This window comes from Azospirillum sp. Marseille-Q6669 (genome assembly GCF_965111635.1).
This window is the reverse complement of the sequence record NZ_CBCOOP010000006.1, coordinates 489,011-512,977: the sequence shown is the minus strand read 5'-3', so window position 1 is coordinate 512,977 and position 23,967 is coordinate 489,011. Positions and strand designations below refer to the sequence as shown.

The window sequence follows — 23,967 nt, the reverse complement described above, 5'->3', positions numbered from 1 at the left end:
AACGCAGCAAGCGCGACATTTTGTCCGGAAGACCGGCCACATCGTCCTCCGCTCTTGCGCGCCAATCTAATATACTAGTATATATCTTAGCGAAGACCGGAAGCGCCCGCGCCCTGGCGCGGCGGGCCGCCCGATCCGGCGCCCCCCTTTCCCACCGGCCCTGGCCGGCGCCGCCCCCGATCCCGTCCGGGGCCGCGAACACCAGCGGAGAACAGCATGTCCGTGAAGGTAGCGATCAACGGTTTTGGCCGCATCGGCCGTCTGGTTCTGCGGGCCATCTACGAGAGCGGCCGCAACGACGTGGAGGTCGTGGCGATCAACGACCTGGCCGACCTCAAGGCCAACGCCCACCTGCTGAAGTACGACAGCGTCCACGGCCGTTTCCCCGGCACGATCGAGACCCGCATCAATGAGAACGGGGGCGGCGAGCTGATCGTCAACGGCCACTCGATCAAGGTCGTGCAGGAGCGTGACCCGGCCAAGCTGCCGTGGAAGGATCTGGGCATCCAGATCGCCATGGAATGCTCGGGCATCTTCACCAAGCGCGCCGACGCCGCCAAGCATCTGGAAGCGGGTGCGGAGAAGGTGCTGATCTCCGCCCCGGCCACCGACGAGGACATCACGGTGGTCTACGGCGTCAACCACGACCAGCTCAAGGCCGATCACCGCATCGTCTCGAACGCGTCGTGCACGACGAACTGCCTGGCCCCGGTGGCCTTCGTGCTGAACAACCTGATCGGCATCGAGAAGGGCTTCATGACGACGATCCACTCCTACACGGGGGATCAGCGCATCGTCGACACCAACCACAAGGACCTGCACCGCGCCCGCGCCGCGGCGCTGAACATGATCCCGACCTCGACCGGTGCGGCCAAGGCGGTGGGCAAGGTCCTGCCGGAGCTGAAGGGCAAGCTGGACGGCACCGCCATGCGCGTGCCCACCCCGAACGTCTCGGTGGTCGACTTCAAGTTCACCGCCAAGCGCGCCACCTCGGTGGAGGAGATCACCAAGGCGATCGCCGAGGCCGCCAACGGCCCGCTCAAGGGCATCCTGGGCGCCTACACCGAGGATCTGGTGTCCACCGACTTCAACCACGACCCGCACAGCTCGATCTTCGCGCTGAACGAGACCAAGGTCATCGACGGCAACTTCGTCCGCATCATGACCTGGTACGACAACGAGTGGGGCTTCTCCAACCGCATGAGCGACACCGCCGTCGCCATGGCCAACGCCAAGTAAGGACGGAGCCGCATTCCCCCCACCCCGGCCCTCCCCCGCTTTGCAGGGGAGGGAGAATCCTGCGAAGTGGCGGCAGTCCCCTCCCCTGCGTAGCGGGGGAGAGCCGGGGTGGGGACAAAACGGTTTCCAATGCCAAAAACTAAAATATCAGTTTCCAAAACCTGCCCTTTTGAAAACACCCTTTGAAGGAGCCGTGGCATGCCCCGGACCTCCGACCTGCCGACCGAGCGCATCGCCGCCCTGGAGCGCGACGCCGACACCCTGCGGCGGGCCTTCCTGACCACGCCGGTCTTCGCCCTGGACGACCACGGCCTGCAAGTGCGCTTCGAGGATTTCGGCCGCACCGCCCTCGCCCTCTTCCGGGAAACCGCCCGGCTGGACGGTGGCGAACAGTCCATCCAGCGCATCGAAGCCGCCTACCACCGCGTCCACGAGGCGCTGCAAGCCGTTGCCACGCTTGCACTTTCCGACACGGCGGCGGCGCTTCCGGCGCACGGGAACGGCCGCGCCGAGCCGTCACCCCACGACCTGCGACAGAGTGTCATCCGACGGGATACGCAGTTCTCCTGACTTGCCTCTCAGTGCTGATATACTAGTATTCACTCCATCGACGGCGCGATCCTTGGTCAGGCCCGACGGCCACTGGACCAGCACCGCCCCCGCAGGGGATGCGCGGCATGCTCCCCCTTCCTGCGCCGCAATCGGCAACCACCACCCCGGACTTTTCCCGGACTTTCCATCGACGGCCCAGTCGGACCGCCCCAGGAGTACCGACTATGAACATCAAATCCCGGATCGACCGCATCCCCGGTGGGATGATGATCCTTCCCCTGTTCCTCGGCGCCTGCCTGAACACCTTCGCGCCGAACACGGGCAAGTTCTTCGGGTCCTTCACCAACGGCCTGATCACCGGCACCCTGCCGATCCTGTCCGTCTGGTTCTTCTGCATCGGCGCCAGCATCAGCCTGAAGGCCACCCCGCTGGTCCTGCGCAAGAGCGGCGTGCTCGTCACCGTGAAGATCCTCACCGCCGCCACCATGGGCATCGTCGCCTCCTGGTTCATCCCGCACGAGGGCGTCTCGTCCGGCTTCTTCACCGGCCTGTCGGTGCTGGCGATCATCGCCGCCATGAACGACACCAACGGCGGCATGTACATGGCGCTGATGCAGCAGTACGGCACCAAGGAGGAATCCGGCGCCTTCTGCCTGATGTGCCTGGAATCCGGCCCCTTCATGACGATGGCGACGCTGGGTCTGGCCGGTCTGGCCGCCTTCCCCTGGCAGACCATGGTCGGCGCGCTGCTGCCCTTCCTGATCGGCTTCGCGCTCGGCAACCTGGACCAGGAGTTCCGCAAGTTCTTCGGTCAGGCCGTGCCGGTGATGGTGCCCTTCTTCGCCTTTGCGCTCGGCAACAACCTGAACTTCGCGGTCATCCTGAACACGGGCCTGCTCGGCATCGTCCTCGGCCTCTCGGTCATCGCCATCACCGGCTTCACGCTGGTCGTCGCCGACGTCCTGCTGGCCAAGGGCAACGGCACCGCCGGCATCGGCGCCGCCTCCACCGCCGGCGCGGCCGTGACGGTCCCGCCGATCATCGCCTCCATCGAGCCGAGCTTCGCGCCGAGCGCCCCGGCCGCCACCGCCCTGGTCGCCACCAGCGTCGTCGTCACCTCGCTGCTCACCCCGATCCTGACCGCCTGGTGGGCCCGCCGGTTCGGCGTCCTCTCCCCGCGCTACCTCGCCGCCCAGAAGGCCGCCCAAGAGACCACCGAGGCGCAACCCCTGCCGGCCCAGCCCGCCCCCGCCGAGTGACGGCGCCCGGCTGAGCGCCGCTTCATCCCAGGCAAAAGCCGGAGATTGCGGACCCCGCGATTTCCGGCTTGCACCGCGGCACTGATATACTAATATGCTTTCGTAGGACCGGCCGAGCCGGCGACACAGGTGCAGCCATGGACATGCCGACCACCCCGACTCCCGACGCCAGCAGCGACCGCCCCGCCCCCCAGCGGAGCGCGGTGAAGCCCTCCCGCGGGCCGGCGCGGGGTGCCTCCACCATGGCGGCGATCCACCGGTCGCTGCGCGCCGAGATCGTGGAGATGCGCCGCAATCCGGGCGAGCCCATCGTCGAGAAGCACATCGCCGAAGCCTTCGGCGTCAGCCGCACCCCGGTGCGCGAGGCGCTGCAACGGCTGGCCGACGAGGGGCTGATCGAGATCTTCCCGCAGGTCGGCACCTTCGTCGCCCGCATTCCGGTCAACGCCCTCCCCGAGGCCATCGTCATTCGCACTTCGCTGGAGGGTACCGCCGTCCGCTACGCGGCGCAGCGCGCCACCGGCAGCCAGATCGCCGGCCTGCGCGCCAATCTGCTGCTCCAGCAGGAGACGGTGGAGGACGGTGACCTCAACGCCTTCCACGAAGCCGACGAACGGTTCCACGCCCTGATCGCCGAGATCGCCGGCTATCCCGGCCTGTGGAGCATGGCGCAACAGGTGAAGGTGCAGGTGGACCGCTACCGCCGCCTGACCCTGCCGGAGCCGGGGCGCCTCACCCATGTGCTGGCCGAGCACGCGGCGATCGTGGACGCCATCGCCGACGCCGACCCGGCCCTGGCCGCCGACCGCATGGCCGTCCACCTCGACGGCCTGCTGACCTCGATCCCCCAGGCCCAGGGGGCGAACCCGTTCTTCTTCACTGGTCCCTGACCCCTAATTCCGCCGCCCAGGCCCCCGAAAAACACAAACGAGGATACCGCCATGAAGATCACCGTCCGGCACGCGTCACACCAGGATGACGTCCGCAACTACGACACCACCAAGCTGCGCGACCATTTCCTCGTCCCGTCCATCTTCGAGGCGGACGACATCGTCCTCACCTACAGCCACATCGACCGCTTCGTGGTCGGCGGCGCCATGCCGGTGTCCGGCCCGCTGAAGCTGGAATCGGCCAAGGCCATCGGTTCGGCCAACTTCCTCGACCGGCGCGAGCTAGGCGCCGTCAACGTCGGCGGCCCGGGCCGCATCACGGTGGACGGCGCGGTGTTCGAGCTGGCCCCGCGCGACTGCCTCTACATCACCATGGGCAGCCTGGACGTCCGTTTCGAGAGCCTGGACCCGGCCAACCCGGCGAAGTTCTACCTGAACAGCGCCCCGGCCCACGCCCGCTTCGAGACGATGAAGATCTCCATCGAGCAGGCCAAGGCCGTTCACATGGGCGATCCGGCCCAGTCGAACGAGCGCACCATCTATCAGATGATCCATCCGGACGTCTGCCGCACCGCGCAGCTCGTGCTCGGCATGACCGTGCTGAAGCCGAACAACATGTGGAACACGATGCCGTGCCACACGCACGACCGCCGCTGCGAGGTCTATTTCTACTTCGACCTGCCGGAGCCGGCCCGCGTCTTCCACTTCATGGGCGAGCCGTCCGAGACGCGCCACGTCGTCGTCGCCAATGAGCAGGCGGTGATCTCGCCGAGCTGGTCGATCCACTCCGGCGTCGGCACCCGCAATTACACCTTCATCTGGGCCATGGCCGGCGACAACCAGGACTTCACCGACATGGACTTCATCCCCATGGAAGACCTGCGCTGATCCCCGGACGCCAAGAATAAGGAGCAAGACAATGGCTCAGGCACATCCCTTCGATCTCACCGGCAAGGTCGCCCTGGTGACCGGCGCCCACACCGGCATCGGCCAGGGCATCGCCGTGGCGCTGGCCCAGGCCGGCGCCGACATCGCCGCCGTTGACGTGGTGCCGCTGGACGAGACCAAGTCCCTGGTGGAGGCCGCCGGCCGCCGGTTCCACGGCATGTCCGCCGACCTGACCAGCATCGCCCCGGTGCAGGGTCTGGTGGAGGAGGTGGTGGGCACCTTCGGCGGGCTGGACATCCTGGTGAACAACGCCGGGCTGATCCGCCGCGCCGACGCCGTGGACTTCACCGAGGCCGACTGGGACCTCGTGATGAACATCAACATCAAGACGGTGTTCTTCCTCTGCCAAGCCTTCGGCCGCTACGCCATCGGCCAGGGTCGCAAGGGCAAGATCATCAACATCGCGTCCATGCTGTCCTTCCAGGGCGGCATCCGCGTGCCCTCCTACACCGCCTCCAAGAGCGGCGTCGCTGGCATCACCCGCCTGCTCGCCAACGAATGGGCGGGCAAGGGCATCAACGTGAACGCCATCGCGCCGGGCTACGTCGCCACCAACAACACGGCAGCGATCCGCGCCGACGAGCAGCGCAGCGCGGAGATCCTGGGCCGCATCCCGGCGGGCCGTTGGAGCGTTCCCTCCGACATGGGCGGCCCGGCGGTGTTCCTGGCCTCCGACGCGTCGGACTACATCCACGGCACGGTCCTGCCGGTGGACGGCGGCTGGCTCGCCCGCTGAGGCGGGGTTGGTTCCGTTTGAGTGAAAAAAGCCGGGCGTCTGCGATGCGCCCGGCTTTTTCGTGTGGCGGTTCGGGTTGGACATTGCCCCCACCCCGGCCCTCCCCCGCTTCGCGGGAGAGGGTGCCTTTTGCGAAGCGGCGGCAGTCCCCTCCCCTGCGCAGCGGGGGAGGGTCAGGAAGGGGGCAAGGGCAACGCCGATACGTTTCCACGAGCGTTGCTCGGCGCTTCACGGCATAACGGATGTCCCCAGGACCGCAACGCCACCCGCCATGCCGACGCCAAACGAAGCCCCTGTAGCCGAAACCGAATGGACGATCCGGACCGCGAAAGGCGCCCTCTTCGCGAAGAGCTGGACTCCAGACTCCGCCATTGCCGCGCCGATCATCCTCTTCCACGACTCCCTCGGCAGCGTGGACTTGTGGCGCGGCTTCCCACAGCGGCTGGCGAGCGAGACGAACCGCCGCGTCATCGCCTACGACCGGCTCGGCTTCGGGCGCTCCGCCCCCCATCCGGGCCAACTCGCTCTGGATTTCGTCGCCGCGGAGGCGCGGGACAGCATCCCGCCGCTGTGCGACCAGCTCGGCGTGACGGAGTTCGTCGCCTGTGGGCACAGCGTCGGGGGCGGCATGGCCGTCGAGACGGCGGCGCGTTTTCCCGAGCGCTGCCGCGCCCTCGTGACCATCGCCGCACAGGCCTTCGTGGAAGAGAGGACGCTTGCCGGCATCCGCGACGCCAAGCGCGACTTCCAGGACCCCGCCAACGTCGCGCGTCTGGCGCGGTATCATAGCGACAGGGCGCGCTGGGTCCTGGACGCCTGGACGGAGACGTGGCTGTCGCCCGCCTTCGCCGACTGGACCCTGGACTGGGCCCTGGCGGCGGTGCGCTGCCCGGTTCTGGCCCTGCACGGCGACCGCGACGAGTACGGCTCCAGCGCCCACCCCGAACGCATCGCGGCCGGGCGGGGAGCCGCAAGGCTTCTCCCCGACACCGGCCATGTGCCGCACCGCGAACAGGAAACGCTCGTCGTCGACGCGATCCGGAGCTTTCTGGACGGACTTTGAGGCGTCCGCTCAGGCCGCCAGGGGCGACAGCACCGCGCTGTGCGCCAGGATGCCCAGCGTGTGGCTGGCGATCATCCGCTCCTCGTCGGTGGGGATGACGAAGACTGGGACGCGGCTGTCGGCGGCCGAGATGCGCGTGGCCCGCGCGCGGTTCGCCGCCCCGTCGAGGTGAACGCCGAGCCAGCCCAGCTTCTCCGCCACCCGCGCCCGCACCGGGGCGGAGTTCTCGCCGACGCCGGCGGTGAAGACCACCGCGTCCAGCCCGCCCATGGAGGCTGCCAACCCCGCCGCCTGCTTGGCGACCTGGAAGCAGAACAGCTCCACCGCCTCCGCCGCCTGCGGGTTCTCGCTGTCCAGCAGGGCGCGCATGTCGTTGGACACGCCGGACACGCCGAGCAACCCGGACTTGTGGTAGAGCAGCCGCTCCAGCTCGTCGGGTCCCATGCCCTTCTCGCGCATCAGATAGATCAGCACGCCGGGGTCGAGGACGCCGGGACGCGTGCCCATCGGCAGGCCGTCTAGCGCGGTGAAGCCCATGGTGGTGTCGACGCTGCGGCCCGCGCGCATGCCGCACAGGCTGGACCCGCTGCCGAGATGGCAGACGACGACGCGGGCCTCGGCCAGCTCCGGCGCGATCTGCGGCAGGCGCTGGGCGATGTACTCGTAGGACAGGCCGTGGAAGCCGTAGCGCCGCACGCCCTCGTCGGTCAGCTCGCGCGGCAGGGCGAACATCTGGGCCTGCCAGGGCCGCGTGCTGTGGAAGGCAGTATCGAAGCAGGCGACCTGCGGCAGCTCCGGATAGACCTCGGCCAGCGCGGTCATCGCCGCGATGTTGTGCGGCTGGTGCAGCGGGGCCAGCGGCACCAGGGCCTCCAGCTCCGCCAGCACCGCCGGGGTCAGCCGGACCGGCGCGTCGAAGCGGGTGCCGCCATGCACGACCCGGTGGCCGGCGGCGACCAGCCGCACGTCGCGCAGCTCTTGCCGCATCCAGGTCAGCAGGAAGCCGAGCAGCCCGGCGCGGTCGCCGGGACCGACCTCGTCCAGGATGCCGTCGGCCAGGACGTGGCGGGCCGCGTCCTTCGCCTCGAAGCGCGGGGCGGTGCCGATGCCGGAGATCTGGCCGGTCAGGACGGCCTCCAGATCGCTCCTTCCGGCGCCGCAGAAGACGGAGAATTTCAGGCTGGAGGAGCCCGCGTTGATGACGAGACAGGCGTCACGGTGCGACATGGTGTGATCCTCACTCCGCAGCCAGAGGGGTGGCGGCGGCGTTGAGCGCGAGGGCGGGACGGCGCGCGGCGGCCACCAGCGCCGCCACGGCGCAGGAGGCGAGGCGGGTGCGGACGTTGTCGGCGCGGCTGGTCAGGATGACCGGAACCCGCGCTCCCAGAACGATGCCCGCAGCGTCGGCGTTGGCGAGGAAGGAGAGCTGCTTGGCCAGCATGTTGCCGGCTTCCAGGTCGGGGACGAGCAGGATGTCGGCCTGTCCGGACACCGGGGATTTGATGCCCTTGATGCGCGCGGCCTCGGCGCTGATGGCGTTGTCGAAGGCCAGCGGGCCGTCGAGGATACCGCCGGTGATCTGGCCGCGGTCGGCCATTTTGCAGAGTGCGGCGGCTTCCAGCGTGGTGGCGATCTTCGGGTTGAGCGTTTCCACCGCCGAAAGGATGGCGACGCGCGGCGTCTCGACGCCCAGGACCTTGGCAAGGTCGATGGCGTTCTGGACGATGTGGACCTTGTCCTCCAGCGTCGGGTAGATGTTGATCGCCGCGTCGGTGATCAGCAGCGCCCGCGGGTATGTGGGCACGTTCATCACGAAGACGTGGCTGATGCGGCGGCTGGTGCGCAGGCCGGTTTCCTTGCGGACGACCTCGCCCATCAGTTCGTCGGTGTGCAGGCTGCCCTTCATCACCGCCTCGGCCTCGCCGCTGCGGGCCAGGGCGACGGCCGCGGCGGCGGCGGCATGGCTGTGCTCGACATCGACCAGACGGTAGCGGGCGATGTCCAGCCCATGGGCGACAGCCAGCGCACGGATCTTTGCCGCCGGGCCGATCAGGATGGGGTCGATCAGGCCGGCTTCCGCCGCCTCCACCGCGCCCTTCAGCGAGCTTTCGTCGCAGGGATGGGCGACCGCCGTGGCGACCGGCTCCAGCCCGTCGCACTTGCGCAGCAGCGCGTCGTGCTTGTCGTGGCGGATCATCTGGATCTGCGGCAGCGCGTGGGCGGCGCGGCGGACCTTGCGGGTCGGCGCCACCACCTCCGCGGTGCCGGTCACCACGACCTCGCCGTCCTGGTTGGTGCACAGGCAGTCGAAGACGACGATGTTCTTGTCGGCCTGCTTCTCGCGCACGGTGACGGTGGCGGTGACGACGTCGCCCAGCCCGACCGGGCGGCGGAAGCGCAGGTCCTGGCCGGCGTAGACGGTGCCGGCGCCGGGCAGCCGGGTCCCCAGCACGCCGGAGATCAGCGCGCCGGACCACATGCCGTGGCCGATCACCTTTTGAAAGCGGCTGTCGGCGGCGAATTTCGCGTCCAGATGAACCGGATCGATGTTGCCGGAGACGGTGGCGAACAGCTCGACGTCCATCACGGTCAGTTGCCGCGCGATGCTGGCGGACTGCCCGACCACGATCTCGTCGAAGGTGACGTTCTCGATCGGGGCCGCGTCAACAGGGGCCGCAGGGAGGTCGCCGCTGGTTTCACCATTGGCAGTCATTGCAGAACACTCCGGATAAGAGAAATAGGCATGATGCTGCCCGTTTCAGCCGATCCCTCCCGGCGCGCGCCTTGCTGAAAGGGGAAGCGCGTCTTGCCGTCTTCTTCTGTGAGCGTCTTTTTGTGTACTGATATATTAGCGGAAAAGGCGGTGCGGCGCAGCAAATCCGGCATCACCGGACACTTTGCCGCAGCCGCCTGTTACGGGGCCGTTACGCCTTGAGGATGCCGCGTCCGGCGAAGCGGGATGCTGCGCCGAGCATCTCCTCGATGCGGATCAGCTGGTTGTACTTGGCCAGCCGGTCGGAGCGCGACAGCGAGCCGGTCTTGATCTGGCCGCAGTTGGTGGCGACCGCCAGATCGGCGATGGTGCTGTCCTCGGTCTCGCCCGAACGGTGCGACAGAACCGCCGTGTAGCCGGCCTTGTGCGCCATGTCCACGGCCTCCAGCGTCTCCGACAGCGTGCCGATCTGGTTGACCTTGACCAGGATCGAGTTGCCCACGCCCTTCCGGATGCCATCGGCCAGACGCGCCGGGTTGGTCACGAACAGGTCGTCGCCGACCAGCTGCACCTTGTTGCCGATGGCGTCGGTCAGCGCCTTCCAGCCCTCCCAGTCGTCCTCCGCCATGCCGTCCTCGATCGAGATGATCGGGTAGCGGCCGACCAGATCGGCCCAGTAGGACACCATCTGCTCCGGCGCCAGCGACTTGCCCTCGCCGGCCAGCTCGTACTTCCCGTTCTTGAAGAACTCGGTCGAGGCGGCGTCGATGGCCAGCATGACGTCGTCGCCCGGCTTGTAGCCGGCGGCCTCGATGGCCTTCATGACGAAGCCCAGCGCGTCCTCGGTCGAGGCGAGGTTGGGGGCGAAGCCGCCCTCGTCGCCGACGTTGGTGTTGTGGCCGGCGTCCTTGAGCTTCTTCTTGAGCGCCTGGAAGATCTCCGAGCCCATGCGGATGGCCTCGGCGCCGTTCTCGGCGCCGACCGGCATGACCATGAACTCCTGGATGTCGATCGGGTTGTCGGCGTGGGCGCCGCCGTTGATGATGTTCATCATCGGCACCGGCAGCAGGTTGGCAAACGCGCCGCCGACGTAGCGGAACAGCGGCAGGGCGGCCTCTTCCGCGGACGCCTTGGCGACGGCGAGCGAGACGCCGAGGATGGCGTTGGCGCCGAGCCGGCCCTTGTTGGGGGTGCCGTCCAGCTCGATCATGGCGAGGTCGAGGGCACGCTGGTTGGAGCCGTCGAGGCCGGCGATGGCGTCGAAGATCTCGCCGTTGACCGACTCCACGGCCTTCAGCACGCCCTTGCCGCCGTAGCGGGACTTGTCGCCGTCGCGCAGCTCCACCGCCTCGTGCGCGCCGGTCGAGGCGCCCGACGGAACGGCGGCGCGGCCGAAGGCGCCGGATTCGAGCAGGACGTCCACCTCGACGGTCGGGTTCCCACGGCTGTCGAGGATCTCGCGGGCGTGGATTTCGGTAATGGCGCTCATGGGGAGGGTGGACCTTGATCTGGAGGGTGGATTTTGTGGGGAGGTGGTCGCGGCGGAGCCCCACCCTTCCCACGGCTTCGCCGCGGGCCCCTTCCCTCCCCGCTTCGCAGGAGAGGGAGTTGTCCCCTCCCCTGCGTCAGCGGGGGGAGGGGAGGGGGCAATGCGTCGCTGCTCAGACGCTTCTCAATGCGCGCCGTGGAAGGTGCGGCTGATGACGTCCATCTGCTGCTCGCGGGTCAGCTTGATGAAGTTCACCGCGTAACCGGACACCCGGATGGTCAGCTGCGGGTACAGCTCCGGATGGTCCATGGCGTGCAGCAGCGTCTCGCGGTCGAAGACGTTCACGTTGATGTGGTGGCCGCCCTGGCCGAAATAGCCGTCCAGCATGCCCACCAGATTGTCCACCCGCTCACCCTCGGTCGGCCCCAGCGCGCCGGGCACGATGGTGAAGGTGTAGCTGATGCCGTCCTGGGCGTGGGCGTAGGGCAGCTTGGCCACCGACGCCATCGAGGCGACGGCGCCCTTGCGGTCGCGCCCGTGCATCGGGTTGGCTCCCGGCGCGAAGGGCTGGCCGGCCTTGCGCCCGTCCGGCGTGTTGCCGGTCTTCTTGCCGTAGACCACGTTCGAGGTGATCGTCAGCACCGACTGCGTCGGCACCGCGTCGCGGTAGGCCTTCTGCTTGCGCAGCAGACCCATGAAGGTCTCGACCAGCCACACCGCGATCCCGTCCACCCGGTCGTCGTTGTTGCCGAAGGCCGGATAGTCGCCCTCGATGACGAAGTCGGTGGCCAGCCCGCGCTCGTCGCGCACCACCTTCACCGTGGCGTGCTTGATCGCCGACAGGCTGTCCGCGACCACGCTCAGGCCGGCGATGCCGCAGGCCATGGTGCGCAGCACGTCGCGGTCGTGCAGCGCCATCTCCAGCCGCTCGTACATGTACTTGTCATGCATGAAGTGGATGGCGTTGAGCGTGTTCATGTAGGCGCGCGCCAGCCATTCCATCATCGGCAGCAGGCGGGCGACCACCGTGTCGTGGTCGAGCACGTCGCCGGTGATCGGCGCGAAGGCCGGGCCGACCTGCTCGCCCGAGACCTCGTCGCGGCCGCCGTTGATGGCGTAGAGCAGCGTCTTGGCGAGGTTGGCGCGGGCGCCGAAGAACTGCATCTGCTTGCCGATGCGCATGGCCGAGACACAACAGGCGATGCCGTAGTCGTCGCCCCAGTAGGGCCGCATCAGGTCGTCGTTCTCGTACTGCACCGAGCAGGTCTTGATCGACGTTTCGGCGCAGAACTTCTTGAAGCCCTCCGGCAGGCTTTCCGACCACAGCACGGTCAGGTTCGGTTCCGGCGCCGGACCGAGGTTGTTCAGGGTCTGGAGCATGCGGAAGCTGTTCTTGGTCACCAGCGTCCGCCCGTCGAGCGCCATGCCGCCGATGCACTCCGTCACCCAGGTCGGGTCGCCGGAGAAGAGCTGGTCATACTCCGGCGTGCGCAGGAAGCGGACGATGCGCAGCTTGGTCACGAACTGGTCGATCAGCTCCTGCGCCTCCTCCTCGGTCAGCAGACCGTCGCGCAGGTCGCGTTCGACGTAGACGTCGAGGAAGCTGGAGACGCGGCCGAGCGACATAGCGGCGCCGTTGGCCTCCTTCACCGCCGCCAGATAGGCCAGATACGTCCACTGCACCGCCTCGCGGGCGTTGGCCGCCGGGCGCGACACGTCGAAGCCGTAGGACTTGGCCATGGCGGCCAGTTCCTTCAGCGCCTTGATCTGCTCGGTGATCTCCTCGCGCAGGCGCAGCGTGTGCTCGTCGATGCGGTCGACTTCCAGGCTCTTGTATTGCGCCTTCTTGTCCTCGATCAGGAAGGTCGCGCCGTAGAGCGCCAGCCGGCGGTAATCGCCGATGATGCGTCCACGGCCGTAGGCGTCCGGCAGGCCGGTGATGACGCCCGACTTGCGGCAGCGCAGCATCTCCTCGGTGTAGACGTCGAAGACGCCGTCGTTGTGTGACTTGCGCAGGCCGGGGAAGACCTCTTCCAACTTCGGCGAGGGCTTGAAGCCGTAGGCCTCCAGCCCGTTCTTGACCATCCGCCAGCCGCCGAAGGGCATGATCGCGCGCTTCAGCGGCTTGTCCGTCTGAAGCCCGACGACGAGTTCAAGCTCGCGGTCGATGTAGCCCGGCGCGTGGGCGGTGATCGAGCCGAAGACCTCCGTGTCGGCGTCGAGAACGCCGCCCTTGGCCGCGCGCTCCTCCTTCAGCAAGGCGGTGACCTTGTTCCACAGGGCCGTGGTCCGTCCGGTCGGGCCGGTCAGGAAGCGTGAATCCCCGGCATAGGGATGGACGTTGCGGACGATGAAGTCGCGGACGTCGACCTCTTGCTGCCAGACACCCGGAACGAAGCGGCGCCAGGGGCGCTCGGCTTGCTGTTCCGGGGTCTCGACGAATCCGTCTCTCAGCAGGGTGTCCATGATGTCTCCTCACGAAAAGGCGTCTGGGCGGCACGCGCCGCGTCGCTGATCGACCCTGGAGGCCCCCCAGTGGAGGGGTCGGAAGACCGCCGGAGCCCGGTCGGGGCGGGGGGGCGGTATGGCAACGGGCTGTGAAGCCGGCAGGGCCAAAAGTCATTCTGTAGTTTTGCTACATAAACCGGAACCACGAGGCGCGCAAGGCAAAAGCGGTTGATTTTCCACGTTCTTTGATGAAGTTACTGTGACGGAACGCCGCATCGTCGTCGGTCCCGGTATGTGGGACAGCGCCGCCGATAGCGCACTTCTATCGGGTCATGTAGTTTTACTATCCGTGCTACAGTGGCGGACGGGCGGAACGGGGGAACAGGCCGATGCTGGCGAGGATCATGGCGGTGCGCGACGGGCTCCGTCCTTCGGAACGGAAGCTGGCGGACTGCGTGCTGGCCCAGCCGGGCGAGGTCATCACCCTGTCGATGGCCGACATGGCGGAACGCGCCGGGGTCAGCGAGCCGACCATCGCCCGCTTCTGCGGGGCGCTGGGCTGCAGCGGCTTCCGCGAGTTCAAGATCAAGCTGGCCCAGGACATCGCCGCCGGCATGCCCTTCATCGACCAGGAGGTCAGCCCGGACGACCGGGCGGCGGGCATCGCGGGGAAGGTGTTCGACCGCACCCTGGCGACCTTGATGCAGGTGCGCAACAACCTGTCGGCGGAATCGGTGGACCGCGCCGCCGACCTGCTGGCCGGAGCGCGGCGGATCGAGTTCTACGGCTCCGGCAACTCCGGCACGGTGGCGCAGGACATCCAGCGCCGCTTCTTCCGGCTGGGCATCCCCACGGTCGCCTACAGCGACGCGCACGTCTATTTCGTGTCGGCCCTGTCGCTCGCCCCCGGCGACGCGGTGGTCGCCGTGTCCAGTTCGGGCGGCACCCGCGACATGCTGGAGGCCGTGCAGAACGCGCTGTCCGCCGGGGCCGCGGTCGTCGCCATCACCCGCTCCGGTTCGCCGCTGGCACAGCTCGCCACGGTCAGCCTGCTCGCCGACGTCGCGGAAGACTTCGACATCCACTCGCCCATGACGTCGCGCATCAGCCATCTGGTCCTCGGCGACATACTGTCGATTGCCGTGGCGCTGCGCAAAGGCGACGCCCTGCGGGAGCGGCTGGAGCGCCACAAGCAGGCGCTCAGCCGCCACCCCCGAGAGCAATAAATACTAGTATATCAGTTTGAGGGCAAGCTGCTCCGTGGGGCGCCGCACATCCTGTGTTGTTCTGCCGCAGCTCCCCCACGCAAAAGGCACCCGCACAGCAAAAAGCCCGGCCCCGTTTCCGGGACCGGGCTTTCCGCTTCCAGCCGCAGCCGAACCGTCAGTCTCCGGCGGGCACCGGCTCGGCACCCGGCGGGGGGTGGGCACCGGCACGCTTGCTGCCGAACAGACGATAGACCGCGACGAAGAAGGCCGGGACGAAGAGGATGGCCAGGACGGTGGCGGAGATCATGCCGCCCATCACGCCGACGCCGATGGCGTTCTGGCTTTCCGAGCCGGCGCCGCTGCTGGTCGCCAGCGGCAGAACGCCCAGCACGAAGGCCAGCGAGGTCATGATGATCGGGCGCAGGCGCTGGCGGCACGCCTCGATGGCGGCGTCCTTCAGCTCCATGCCCTCGTCGTACAGCGCCTTGGCGAACTCCACGATCAGGATGGCGTTCTTCGCCGACAGGCCGATGGTCGTCAGCAGGCCCACCTGGAAGTAGACGTCGCTCGGCAGACCGCGCAACGTGGCGGCGAGCACGGCGCCGATGACGCCCAGCGGCACCACCAGGATGACCGACACCGGCACCGACCAGCTCTCGTAGAGCGCGGCCAGGCAGAGGAAGACGATCAGCATGGACAGGGCGTAGAGCGCCGGGGCCTGCGACCCGCTCAACCGCTCCTCGTAGGACAGGCCGGTCCATTCATAGCCGACGCCCGGCGGCAGCTTGGCCATCATCGCCTCCATCTCCTGCATCGCCTCGCCGGAGCTGATGCCCGGCGCCGCGGAGCCCTGGATGTTGAGCGACGACATGCCGTTGTACCGCTCCAGCTTCGGCGACCCGTAGGTCCACTGCGCCGTGGTGAAGGCGGAGAAGGGCACCATCTGCCCCATGGCGTTGCGGACGAACCAGCGGTCGACGTCGCTCGGCTGCATGCGGTAGGGGGCGTCCGCCTGGAGATAGACGCGCTTCACGCGCCCCCGGTCGATGAAGTCGTTGACGTAGGAGGAGCCCCAGGCCGCCGTCAGGGTCGTGTTGACGTCGGTCAGCGACAGGCCCAGCGCGCTGGCCTTCTCGCGGTCCACCGTCAGCTTGAACTGCGGCGTGTCCTCCAGGCCGTTCGGGCGGACGCCGACCAGCTTGGCGTTCTGCGCCGCAAGGCCCAGCAGTTGATTGCGCGCCTGCATCAGCCGGTCGTGCCCGACACCGCCGCGGTCCACCAGCTGGAGGTCGAAGCCGGTGGCGTTGCCGAGCCCCGGAACCGAGGGCGGCATGAAGGCGAAGACCACCGCGTCCTTGGCCTTGGACAGGGCGCCCATGGCGCGCCCGGCGATGGCCGTCGGCTTGCGGTCTGCGGACTCGCGCTCGCTCCAGTCGCGCAGCCGGACGAAGGCCATGCCGGCGTTCTGGCCGCGGCCCGCGAAGTTGAAGCCGGCGATGGTGAACAGGCCCTCGACGCTGTCCTTCTCCTTCTCCAGGAAATAGGTCTCAACCTGCTTGGTGGTCTCCATCGTGCGCTCGATGCTGGCGTTCGGCGGAGCCGACCACAGCACGAACATGGTCCCGCGGTCCTCCTGCGGCAGGAAGGACGAGGGCATCTGGAGGAACAGGTAAGCCAAGCCGGCGACGATCAGCGCGTAGGCGATGCCGTAGCGCCCGAGCCGCGACACCGCCCCGCGCACGCCGGTCAGATAGACGCGGCTGCTGGCGTCGAAGCCGCGGTTGAACAGCCCGAAGAAGCCGCGCTTGGCGTGGCCGTGGCCCTTCGCCACCGGCTTCAGGATGGTCGCGCAGAGCGCCGGGGTCAGCACCAGGGCCACCAGCACCGACAGCGCCATGGCCGACACGATGGTCAGCGAGAACTGACGGTAGATGGCGCCCGCCGAGCCGCCGAAGAAGGCCATGGGGACGAACACGGCGGACAGCACCAGCGCGATGCCGATCAGCGCGCCGGTGATCTGGCCCATCGACTTGCGGGTTGCCTCGCGCGGGGGCAGCCCGTCCTCGCTCATCACGCGCTCGACGTTCTCCACCACCACGATGGCGTCGTCGACCAGCAGGCCGATGGCCAGCACCATGCCGAACATGGTCAGCGTGTTGATCGAGAAGCCGAACAGCGACAGCACGCCGAAGGTGCCGAGAAGCACCACGGGGACCGCGATGGTCGGGATCAGCGTCGCCCGGAAGTTCTGCAGGAACAGGTACATCACGGCGAAGACGAGGATGATCGCCTCGATCAGCGTCTTGACGACCTCGTGGATCGACAGCTCGACGAAGGGCGTCGTGTCGTAGGGGTAGATGACCTCCAGCCCTTCGGGGAAGAAGGCCGACAGCTCGGCGATGCGCGCCTTCACCGCCGCGGCGGTGTCCAGCGCGTTGGCCCCGGTCGCCAGCTTGACGCCCAGGCCCGCCGCCGGCTTGCCGTTGTAGCGGGCGGTGATCTCGTAGGTTTCCTGCCCGATCTCGATCCGCGCGACGTCGCGCAGCCGCACCTGGCCGCCGTCGGGATTGACGCGCAGCAGGATGGCGCCGAACTCCTCCGGCGTCTGCATGCGCGACTGCGCCATGATGGTGGCGTTGATGCGCTGGCCGGGGACCGCCGGGGCGCCGCCGAGCTGACCCGCCGACACCTGCGCGTTCTCCGCCTTGATGGCGTTGGTGACGTCGATGGTGGTCAGCTGGTGGCTGTTCAGCGCGTCGGGGTCCAGCCAGATCCGCATGGCGTGCTGGGGGCCGAACACGGTGATGTCGCCCACACCCTCGACGCGGCTGATCGTGTCCTGGAGGTTGGAGGCCACATAGTCGGCGATGTCGCCCTGGCTCAGCCGCCCGTCGCTGGACACGAAGCCGGCGACCATCAGGAAGTCGTTGCCGGCCTTCGACACCTGGAGGCCGCGCTGCTGCACCTCCTGGGGCAGGAGCGGCACGGCGAGCTGGAGCTTGTTCTGCACCTGGACCTGGGCGATGTCCGGGTTGGCCTCCGGCTCGAAGGTCAGTGTGATGGTGACGTTGCCCGACGAATCGCTGTTCGAGGACATGTAGCGGAAGTGGTCGAGCCCGGTCATCTTCTGCTCGATGACCTGGGTGACCGTGTCCTCCAGCGTCTTCGCGGACGCGCCGGGGTAGCTGGCGGTGATGGACACCGTCGGCGGGGCGATCTTCGGGTATTGCTCGACGGGCAGGCCCAGGATCGCCAGACCGCCCGCCAGCATGATGACGATGGCGATGACCCAGGCGAAGACGGGCCGGTCGATGAAGTATTTCGACATGGATCGGTCCTCGGTCTCAGCGCGCCTGCGGTCCGGGCAGGGCCGCCACGGCGCTCTGCGCCGCCACCGGCTTGACCTCGCCCCCCGGCTTCACCTTCTGAAGCCCCTCGACCACGATTCGCTCACCCGCCTTCAGACCGTCGGAGACCAGCCAGGCGTTGTTGATCGCCCGCTCGGTCTTGATGGTGCGCGGATTGACCTTGTTGTCGTCGCCGACGACCCAGACGCGGGCCGAGCCGTCCGGACCGCGCTGAACCGCCTCCTGCGGCACGGCGAGCGCGTTCTCGGCCACGCCCTGCTCGACGCGGGCGCGCACGAACAGGCCGGGCAGCAGTTCCTGGTTCGGGTTCGGGAACACCGCGCGGAGCTGGACCGAGCTGGTGCCCGGATCGACCGACACGTCGGAGAACTGAAGCTCGCCACGCTGGGGATAGGGGGCCTCCGCCGCGTGGAGGAACAGCGAGACGGGAATCTTGCCGGGCTCGGCCGGGCGGATGCGCCCGCTCTCCATGTCCTGGCGGAGCTGCATGAGCTGCGAGGCGGTCTGGGTCACGTCCACATAGATCGGGTCGAGCTGCTGGACGGTGGCGAGCGCCGTCGCCTGGTTGGCGGTGACCAGCGCGCCTTCCGTCACGGCGGACTTGCCGATGCGGCCGGAGATGGGGGCGAAGACCTTGGTGTAGTCCAGGTTGATGCGCGCGAGATTGTAGGCGGCCTTGGCGGCGGCGAGCTGCGCCTCGTTCTGCTTCAGCGCGGCCATGGCGTCGTCGTAGTCCTGCTTGCTGACGACGCTGTTCTTGACGAGGTCGTTGTAACGGCCGGCCTTGTTGCGGGCGGCCTGCAGGTTGGCCTCCGCCTTCTGGATGTCGGCCTGGGCGACGGCGAGGTTGGCCTCGTAAGTGGCCGGGTCGATCTGATAGAGCTGGTCGCCCGCCTTGACGTCGCTCCCCTCCGTGAAGAAGCGCTTCAGCACGATGCCGCTGACCTGCGGGCGGATCTCCGCCACGCGGAAGGCCGCGGTGCGGCCCGGCAGTTCAGTGGTGACCGACAGGCTCTGCGGCTGGATGGTGGCCACCGCAACCTCCGCCGGTCCGGGCGCCGGCTGGCCCCCGGCGGCGTGCTTCTTGTCCTGGCAGGCACCCAGCACCACGGTCAGGGAGGCCGCCACGGCAAGAGACAGAAATGCGTTCCTGTTGAACATCCGTTCCTCGTGAAAACGCCGTGATGCGGCGATGAAATGTCCTAATGAGCCGGGGATATCCCACATTCCGCCCGGCTTTTTCGGGACCGGCGGAAAAGGCCGGTGCGCGCGGACGGTGCGAAATGACCCCTTTATTCGTACTGTCTCATACAGTACACTGTACCGGACGATACATTCAGAACGACCGTTCGCGCAAGGGGGAACCGCAATGCCCGACAAGGGGGCATCCACACCGCTCCAAGGCGGAATCGCTGGGGGCGGAATCGCCGGGAGCAGCATCGCCAGCCTCGGCATCAACAGCTTCGACACGCCCGGCTGCGGCCCGCGCGGCCAGGCGCGCTGTCGGGCGCTGCTCGACGCGGCGGCGGCGCTGTTCGTGGAGAAGGGATTCGCGCTGACCTCGCTGTCCGACATCCTGCGGCAGGCCGGTGGGTCGCGCACCACGCTCTACGAGCATTTCGGCGACAAGGAGGGGCTGTTCCGCGCGGTGATGGAGCGCCACTGCGACCGCGTGCTGGAGGAGATGTCGGCCATGCACACCGCCGGCCCGGCGGCGATGGCGGAAGAACTGGAAGAGAACCTCTACCGCGTCGGTCTGCACATCGCCGGCACGCTGACCATGCCGGAAACCACCGCCATCCTGCGCATCCTGGTGTCGGAGGGGGCGCGCATCCCCGATATCGCCCAGGCCTTCTTCCAGGTCGGTCCGGAGAAGACCATCGGCTGGCTCGCCGACTGTTTCCGCGAATTGACGGAGGCCGGCCGCCTGCGCGTCGACGATCCGGAGGGGGCCGCCCACGCCTTCATCGGCATGGTGGTCGGGGATCTGCTGACCAAGCGGCTGATCCTTCCGGACGAACCCGTCTCCATGGAGGAATTGGAGCGTTACGTCCGCCAGTCCGTCCGGTTGTTCCTCGCGGGGACGCGGCCCTGACCCGAATGGAGAGCGGCGTATTGCCGTCTTGCCAGTGGGGGCGGCAACGGTCATAGCTCCCGCGACGATGCATGCGCTGGTGGCAGCGGTTGCTCCCAGCGCCTAAGGAAAAAAACCGATGGACCGGGGAAACGCCAGGGAATTGACGGACAGGACGACGGACAAGGACGCATCCACGGTCGGCCCGCGCGGCCGGGCGCGCCGGCAGGCCCTGCTCGACGCCGCGGCGGCGCTGTTCGTCGAGAAGGGCTTCGAGAAGACCACGCTGACCGACATCATCGGCCGGGCCGGCGGCTCCCGCGCCACCCTCTACGAGCATTTCGGCGACAAGGAGGGGCTGTTCCGCGCGATGATGGAGGAGAACAGCGCCCGCATCCAGGAAGGGCTCGCCGCCATCCAGGCGGACGAGCGGGCAGCGCCGGAGGACGGGTTGACCCGCTTCGCCCTGCACCTCGTCGCGGCGCTGTTCGACGACCGCACCATGGCCATCGTCCGCGTGCTGGTGTCGGAGGGTGGACGCATCCCCGACATCGCCGCAGCCTTCTTCCGCATCGGCCCGGAAACCGCCCAGCGGCGGCTGGCCGACTATCTGGCGCGGCAGACCGCCGCCGGCGCCCTGTGCGTCGCGGAGCCGGAGGTGGCCGCCCGCGGCTTCATCGGCATGATCAGCGGCAACATCCTGCTGCGCCGCCTGATCCTGCCGGAACAGTCCCTTTCCATGGAGGAGACGGAGCGTTACGTCGGACGGGCCGTCGCCCTCTTCCTGACGGGCGCCCGCCCCATTGCGAAGCACTGACCTTGGGCTGAGGACGGCACGGCCGGGCGAGGAAAGCGTTAGGACCGAAGGACAGGCGCTGCAACATACTGCGGTATGTTAGGGTTCACACGATCGCTTCCTTCATCCCATCGGCCCCCCGGGCCGGGACGGTCGATCGTGTCCATGGTTCGCTGGCTTCTGCTGCTCGTCTTCACCCTGGCCCCGCTGATCGGGTTCGAGGTCTATTCCCACACCCGGCTGCGGGCGGAGCGGGAAGCCGAACTCGGTCAGGAGGCGTTGCGTCTGCTCGACCTGATCCAGACCGAACAGCAGCGGATCGTCGACGACATCGAACACATCCTGGTCACGCTGGCGGAGGCGGACATCGCCGGTCCGGCCTGCCAGGAGACGATGGAGCGGCTTCACCAGCGCCTGCCCAGCTATCTGACGCTGGGCTTCGCCGACCGATCGGGGACCGTCCTGTGCTCCACCGACCGAAGGACCGTCGGGACCGGAAGCGCCGACCAGCCGCAGATTCGTCAGGCCCTGACGACCGGCCTCTTCTCGGTGGGGGAATATGTCGCCACCGAGGGGCCGCGCCACCGCGTTCTGCCCTTCGCCCTACCCTATGCACGCGGCAGCGAGAGCGGCGGGCAAAGCGATGGAACCCAGCCGGCGGTCGTCACCGCCCTGCTCGACCTCGACTGGCTGCGCCAGTATCAGGCGCGCAAGCCCCTGCCGCCGAACGTGACGGTCCTTCTGGCCGACCGCGCCGGCACCGTCCTCGTCCGCGTTCCGGACCTCCAGGGAATTGTCGGCCGGCCGCTTCCCGAGCGGCTCGGCCTGTTGCTCAGCGGCGCGGAGACGGCGACGGCGCTGACCGAGGGGGTGGACGGGGTGCCCCGCGTCACCGCCTACTCGCCGCCCGGCGCCAACGGCAGCGGTCTCGCCGTCGCCGTGGGGATCGACCGGGCCGCCGCGCTGCGCACCGTCGACGTGGCCACCCTGTGGTCGTGGTTCCCCTTCCTGCTCATCCTGCTGCTCACCCTGACCGGAACCGCCTGGGCCATCGGGCGCCTGACCCGCCAGCGCGAAACGGAGCGGTCACTGCTGAAGGCGGTGCTGGAGCATCTGCGCGCCGGCGTGGTTGTGGCGGAGGCGCCCACCGGACGGGTGATCCTGCACAACAGTGCGGCGGAACGGCTGATCGGCCAGCCTCTGGGCCGGATCGACCGCATCGAGGACTATCCCCGCCCCTTCACCGGCGGCCCTTCGGAGGGCTCGTTGGAACTGCCGCTGGTCCGCGCCCTGCGCGACGGCGCGGTGGTGCGGCAGGAGGAATTGCGCCGCGACACCCCTGCCGGTCCCATCACCTGTCTGGCCGATGCCGAGCCGGTGCGCGATCCCGATTGCCGCATCACCCTGGCCGTCGTCACCCTGACCGACATCACCGAGCGCAAGGCCGGCGAGGAAGCCCTGCGGCGGAGCGAGACCCGCTTCCGCGAGTTGGTCGAGAACACCCCGGTGATGATGTGGATCAACCGGCCGGACGGCGGACGGGAATACTACAACGCCGCCTGGCGCTCCTACACCGGGCGCAGCCTGGAGCAGGGGGAGCGCTGGTCCTACATCCACCCGGCCGACTACCCCCGGCTGCTCGACAGCCGCGAGCGCGGCATCGCCGCCGGCGAGTCCTACGGATTCGACGTGCGTATGCAGCGCCACGACGGGGTTTACCGGTGGCACGTCTGCCGGATCAACCCGATGCGCCAGAACGATCAGATCATCGCCTGGGTGGGCACCGCGGTGGACGTGCACGACAGCCGCATGGCCCGCGAGGCGGCGGAGCAGGCCGACCGCTCCAAGAGCCGCTTCCTGGCCGCCGCCAGCCACGATCTGCGCCAGCCCATGCAGTCCATGTTCTTCTTCGCCGAGGCGCTGCACAGCCACGTCCACTCCCCGCGCGGGCGCGACGCCCTGGCGATGCTGGAGCGCGGGATGGAGACGCTGAAGGGCCTGCTCGACAGCCTGCTGGACGTCTCGCAACTGGACGCCGGGGTGATCGAGCCGCGGATCGAGGACGTTTCCGTCAAGCCGCTGCTCGACGACATCGGGTCCGCCTACGCCCCGGTCGCCGCCGCCAAGGGCCTGGATCTCCAAGTGGTCAACCACCACGACCTGACCGTGCGCAGCGACCGCAACCTGCTGGGGCGCATGGTCCGCAATCTGGTGGAGAACGCCATCCGCTACACGGAGCGCGGGGTGATCCGCCTGGAATGCCACCCCCTGGACGGCCACGCCGGCATCCAGGTCCGCGACACCGGAATCGGCATCTCCGGCGAGCAGATGTCCTGGATCTTCGAGGAGTTCTATCAGGTCGGCAATCCCGAGCGGGACCGCAACCAGGGGCTCGGCCTCGGCCTCGCCATCGTGCAGAAGCTGTCGGCCCTGCTCGGCCACCCGGTGGAGGTCCGCTCCGAACTCGGCAAGGGGTCGGTGTTCCGCATCTCCGTGCCGCTCGGCGACGCTGCGGAAAGCCCGGCTCCGGTTCTTCCGCCCCGCGAAACGGAGCGCGGGCGGCTGGCCGTCCTGATCGACGACGACGCCATCGTCCTGATGGGGCTGCGCTCGATCTTCCAGGACTGGGGCTATGACACCATCGTCGCCTCATCCACCGAGGAGGCGCTGGACCGCCTGCGGGCGGCGGGGCGGCGGCCCGACGTGATGGTCGCCGACTACCGTCTGCGCGAGCACAAGGTGGGCACCGAGGCCATCCTGAAGATCCGCGAACTGGCCGGGGTGCCAGTCCCCGCCGTCCTGCTGACCGGCGATTCCGGCCCCGACGTGATGCAGGAGGCCGAACGGCACGGGATCGGCGTGATGTTCAAGCCGGTCACCGCCCGCCTGCTCCAGGAGGCACTGACCCGCCAGACCGGCACCGCCGCGTGAGGGCTCGACCCGGTTGACCGTCTGGGCGCGGCAACCGGGGAGGGTGTTGCCTGTTGGATGACAACAGATTTTACACGGATTTCGCGGATTCAGGCACGGATGACACGGATCGTTTAATATTGGCCTGCTCAGGAAGCACTGTTCGAGAAGCCAACACCGGGCAAGCATCAAAGAGAATCCGTGTCATCCGTGTTCAGATCTGTGAAATCCGTGAAGACCCTGTCGCCCCCGAGAATCCTGAACTCCGGTGAGA

At 68.3% G+C, this 23,967-nt stretch carries 18 protein-coding genes; 11 read left to right on the top strand and 7 right to left on the bottom strand.

Features of this window, described 5'->3' with window-relative positions; genetic code table 11:
- Positions 1 to 216 precede the first annotated feature (216 nt).
- The 7 genes from gap (at position 217) to ACWPXE_RS30895 (ending at position 6,687) form a co-directional block, all read left to right on the top strand.
- Positions 217 to 1,239 carry a type I glyceraldehyde-3-phosphate dehydrogenase gene (gene gap / locus ACWPXE_RS30925; protein WP_454020883.1) on the top strand — a complete coding sequence of 341 codons (1,023 nt, stop codon included), beginning with the start codon at positions 217 to 219 and terminating at the stop codon, positions 1,237 to 1,239.
- Between the two features lie 198 nt (positions 1,240 to 1,437).
- Positions 1,438 to 1,809: a hypothetical protein gene (locus ACWPXE_RS30920; RefSeq protein WP_454020882.1), complete on the top strand. Its 372-nt coding sequence runs from the start codon at positions 1,438 to 1,440 to the stop codon at positions 1,807 to 1,809.
- Positions 1,810 to 2,015: 206 nt separating this feature from the next.
- Complete coding sequence (gene kdgT / locus ACWPXE_RS30915; RefSeq protein WP_454020881.1) at positions 2,016 to 3,050, top strand: 2-keto-3-deoxygluconate transporter; 1,035 nt, start codon at positions 2,016 to 2,018, stop codon at positions 3,048 to 3,050.
- Between the two features lie 137 nt (positions 3,051 to 3,187).
- Positions 3,188 to 3,940 carry a GntR family transcriptional regulator gene (locus tag ACWPXE_RS30910; RefSeq protein WP_454020880.1) on the top strand — a complete coding sequence of 251 codons (753 nt, stop codon included), beginning with the start codon at positions 3,188 to 3,190 and terminating at the stop codon, positions 3,938 to 3,940.
- A gap of 51 nt (positions 3,941 to 3,991) precedes the next feature.
- Positions 3,992 to 4,828, top strand: coding sequence for a 5-dehydro-4-deoxy-D-glucuronate isomerase (kduI, locus tag ACWPXE_RS30905; RefSeq protein ID WP_188263232.1), 837 nt, complete (start codon positions 3,992 to 3,994; stop codon positions 4,826 to 4,828).
- Positions 4,829 to 4,859: 31 nt separating this feature from the next.
- Positions 4,860 to 5,624 carry a 2-dehydro-3-deoxy-D-gluconate 5-dehydrogenase KduD gene (gene kduD, locus ACWPXE_RS30900; protein ID WP_237907899.1) on the top strand — a complete coding sequence of 255 codons (765 nt, stop codon included), beginning with the start codon at positions 4,860 to 4,862 and terminating at the stop codon, positions 5,622 to 5,624.
- Positions 5,625 to 5,895: 271 nt separating this feature from the next.
- Positions 5,896 to 6,687 (top strand): alpha/beta fold hydrolase, encoded by a 792-nt coding sequence (locus tag ACWPXE_RS30895; protein ID WP_454020879.1) that lies wholly within the window; start codon positions 5,896 to 5,898, stop codon positions 6,685 to 6,687.
- A 9-nt stretch (positions 6,688 to 6,696) separates the two neighbouring features.
- Here ACWPXE_RS30895 and ACWPXE_RS30890 read toward each other — a convergent pair whose 3' ends face one another.
- The 5 genes from ACWPXE_RS30890 to pflB all read right to left on the bottom strand — a co-directional run bounded on the left by ACWPXE_RS30890 (position 6,697) and on the right by pflB (position 13,355).
- Entirely contained in the window at positions 6,697 to 7,914 is a 1,218-nt protein-coding gene (locus tag ACWPXE_RS30890; protein ID WP_454020878.1) for an acetate/propionate family kinase, read from the bottom strand.
- 10 nt (positions 7,915 to 7,924) lie between these two features.
- Positions 7,925 to 9,400: a bifunctional enoyl-CoA hydratase/phosphate acetyltransferase gene (locus tag ACWPXE_RS30885; RefSeq protein WP_454020877.1), complete on the bottom strand. Its 1,476-nt coding sequence runs from the start codon at positions 9,398 to 9,400 to the stop codon at positions 7,925 to 7,927.
- Positions 9,397 to 9,573: a hypothetical protein gene (locus ACWPXE_RS30880; protein WP_454020876.1), complete on the bottom strand. Its 177-nt coding sequence runs from the start codon at positions 9,571 to 9,573 to the stop codon at positions 9,397 to 9,399. Before ACWPXE_RS30880 ends, ACWPXE_RS30885 begins: the two co-directional genes overlap by 4 nt.
- A gap of 38 nt (positions 9,574 to 9,611) precedes the next feature.
- Positions 9,612 to 10,889, bottom strand: coding sequence for a phosphopyruvate hydratase (eno, locus tag ACWPXE_RS30875; RefSeq protein ID WP_454020875.1), 1,278 nt, complete (start codon positions 10,887 to 10,889; stop codon positions 9,612 to 9,614).
- Between the two features lie 183 nt (positions 10,890 to 11,072).
- On the bottom strand, positions 11,073 to 13,355 hold the full coding sequence (pflB, locus tag ACWPXE_RS30870; RefSeq protein WP_454020874.1) for a formate C-acetyltransferase: 2,283 nt from the start codon (positions 13,353 to 13,355) through the stop codon (positions 11,073 to 11,075).
- Between the two features lie 371 nt (positions 13,356 to 13,726).
- Between pflB and ACWPXE_RS30865 the strand changes: the two genes are divergently transcribed.
- Positions 13,727 to 14,563, top strand: coding sequence for a MurR/RpiR family transcriptional regulator (locus ACWPXE_RS30865; RefSeq protein WP_454020873.1), 837 nt, complete (start codon positions 13,727 to 13,729; stop codon positions 14,561 to 14,563).
- Positions 14,564 to 14,720: 157 nt separating this feature from the next.
- On the opposite strand, the gene ACWPXE_RS30860 is transcribed toward ACWPXE_RS30865, so the two are convergent.
- Positions 14,721 to 17,873, bottom strand: coding sequence for an efflux RND transporter permease subunit (locus ACWPXE_RS30860; protein ID WP_454020872.1), 3,153 nt, complete (start codon positions 17,871 to 17,873; stop codon positions 14,721 to 14,723).
- Between the two features lie 16 nt (positions 17,874 to 17,889).
- Entirely contained in the window at positions 17,890 to 19,074 is a 1,185-nt protein-coding gene (locus ACWPXE_RS30855) for an efflux RND transporter periplasmic adaptor subunit (protein ID WP_454020871.1), read from the bottom strand.
- Between the two features lie 208 nt (positions 19,075 to 19,282).
- Between ACWPXE_RS30855 and ACWPXE_RS30850 the strand changes: the two genes are divergently transcribed.
- The 3 genes from ACWPXE_RS30850 to ACWPXE_RS30840 all read left to right on the top strand — a co-directional run bounded on the left by ACWPXE_RS30850 (position 19,283) and on the right by ACWPXE_RS30840 (position 23,714).
- A complete protein-coding gene (locus ACWPXE_RS30850; RefSeq protein WP_454020870.1) occupies positions 19,283 to 20,008 on the top strand; it encodes a TetR/AcrR family transcriptional regulator in 726 nt (241 codons plus the stop codon).
- A 118-nt stretch (positions 20,009 to 20,126) separates the two neighbouring features.
- Positions 20,127 to 20,804, top strand: coding sequence for a TetR/AcrR family transcriptional regulator (locus ACWPXE_RS30845; protein WP_454020869.1), 678 nt, complete (start codon positions 20,127 to 20,129; stop codon positions 20,802 to 20,804).
- 144 nt (positions 20,805 to 20,948) lie between these two features.
- On the top strand, positions 20,949 to 23,714 hold the full coding sequence (locus ACWPXE_RS30840) for a hybrid sensor histidine kinase/response regulator (RefSeq protein ID WP_454020982.1): 2,766 nt from the start codon (positions 20,949 to 20,951) through the stop codon (positions 23,712 to 23,714).
- The last annotated feature ends 253 nt before the right edge of the window (positions 23,715 to 23,967 follow it).

Bases quoted from the DNA above. Each gene is read 5' to 3' on its own strand.
- gap (WP_454020883.1), top strand. From the start codon at position 217: ATGTCCGTGAAGGTAGCGATCAACGGTTTTGGCCGCATCGGCCGTCTG.
- ACWPXE_RS30920 (WP_454020882.1), top strand. From the start codon at position 1,438: ATGCCCCGGACCTCCGACCTGCCGACCGAGCGCATCGCCGCCCTGGAG.
- kdgT (WP_454020881.1), top strand. From the start codon at position 2,016: ATGAACATCAAATCCCGGATCGACCGCATCCCCGGTGGGATGATGATC.
- ACWPXE_RS30910 (WP_454020880.1), top strand. From the start codon at position 3,188: ATGGACATGCCGACCACCCCGACTCCCGACGCCAGCAGCGACCGCCCC.
- kduI (WP_188263232.1), top strand. From the start codon at position 3,992: ATGAAGATCACCGTCCGGCACGCGTCACACCAGGATGACGTCCGCAAC.
- kduD (WP_237907899.1), top strand. From the start codon at position 4,860: ATGGCTCAGGCACATCCCTTCGATCTCACCGGCAAGGTCGCCCTGGTG.
- ACWPXE_RS30895 (WP_454020879.1), top strand. From the start codon at position 5,896: ATGCCGACGCCAAACGAAGCCCCTGTAGCCGAAACCGAATGGACGATC.
- ACWPXE_RS30890 (WP_454020878.1), bottom strand. From the start codon at position 7,914: ATGTCGCACCGTGACGCCTGTCTCGTCATCAACGCGGGCTCCTCCAGC.
- ACWPXE_RS30885 (WP_454020877.1), bottom strand. From the start codon at position 9,400: ATGACTGCCAATGGTGAAACCAGCGGCGACCTCCCTGCGGCCCCTGTT.
- ACWPXE_RS30880 (WP_454020876.1), bottom strand. From the start codon at position 9,573: ATGCCGGATTTGCTGCGCCGCACCGCCTTTTCCGCTAATATATCAGTA.
- eno (WP_454020875.1), bottom strand. From the start codon at position 10,889: ATGAGCGCCATTACCGAAATCCACGCCCGCGAGATCCTCGACAGCCGT.
- pflB (WP_454020874.1), bottom strand. From the start codon at position 13,355: ATGGACACCCTGCTGAGAGACGGATTCGTCGAGACCCCGGAACAGCAA.
- ACWPXE_RS30865 (WP_454020873.1), top strand. From the start codon at position 13,727: ATGCTGGCGAGGATCATGGCGGTGCGCGACGGGCTCCGTCCTTCGGAA.
- ACWPXE_RS30860 (WP_454020872.1), bottom strand. From the start codon at position 17,873: ATGTCGAAATACTTCATCGACCGGCCCGTCTTCGCCTGGGTCATCGCC.
- ACWPXE_RS30855 (WP_454020871.1), bottom strand. From the start codon at position 19,074: ATGTTCAACAGGAACGCATTTCTGTCTCTTGCCGTGGCGGCCTCCCTG.
- ACWPXE_RS30850 (WP_454020870.1), top strand. From the start codon at position 19,283: ATGCCCGACAAGGGGGCATCCACACCGCTCCAAGGCGGAATCGCTGGG.
- ACWPXE_RS30845 (WP_454020869.1), top strand. From the start codon at position 20,127: ATGGACCGGGGAAACGCCAGGGAATTGACGGACAGGACGACGGACAAG.
- ACWPXE_RS30840 (WP_454020982.1), top strand. From the start codon at position 20,949: ATGGTTCGCTGGCTTCTGCTGCTCGTCTTCACCCTGGCCCCGCTGATC.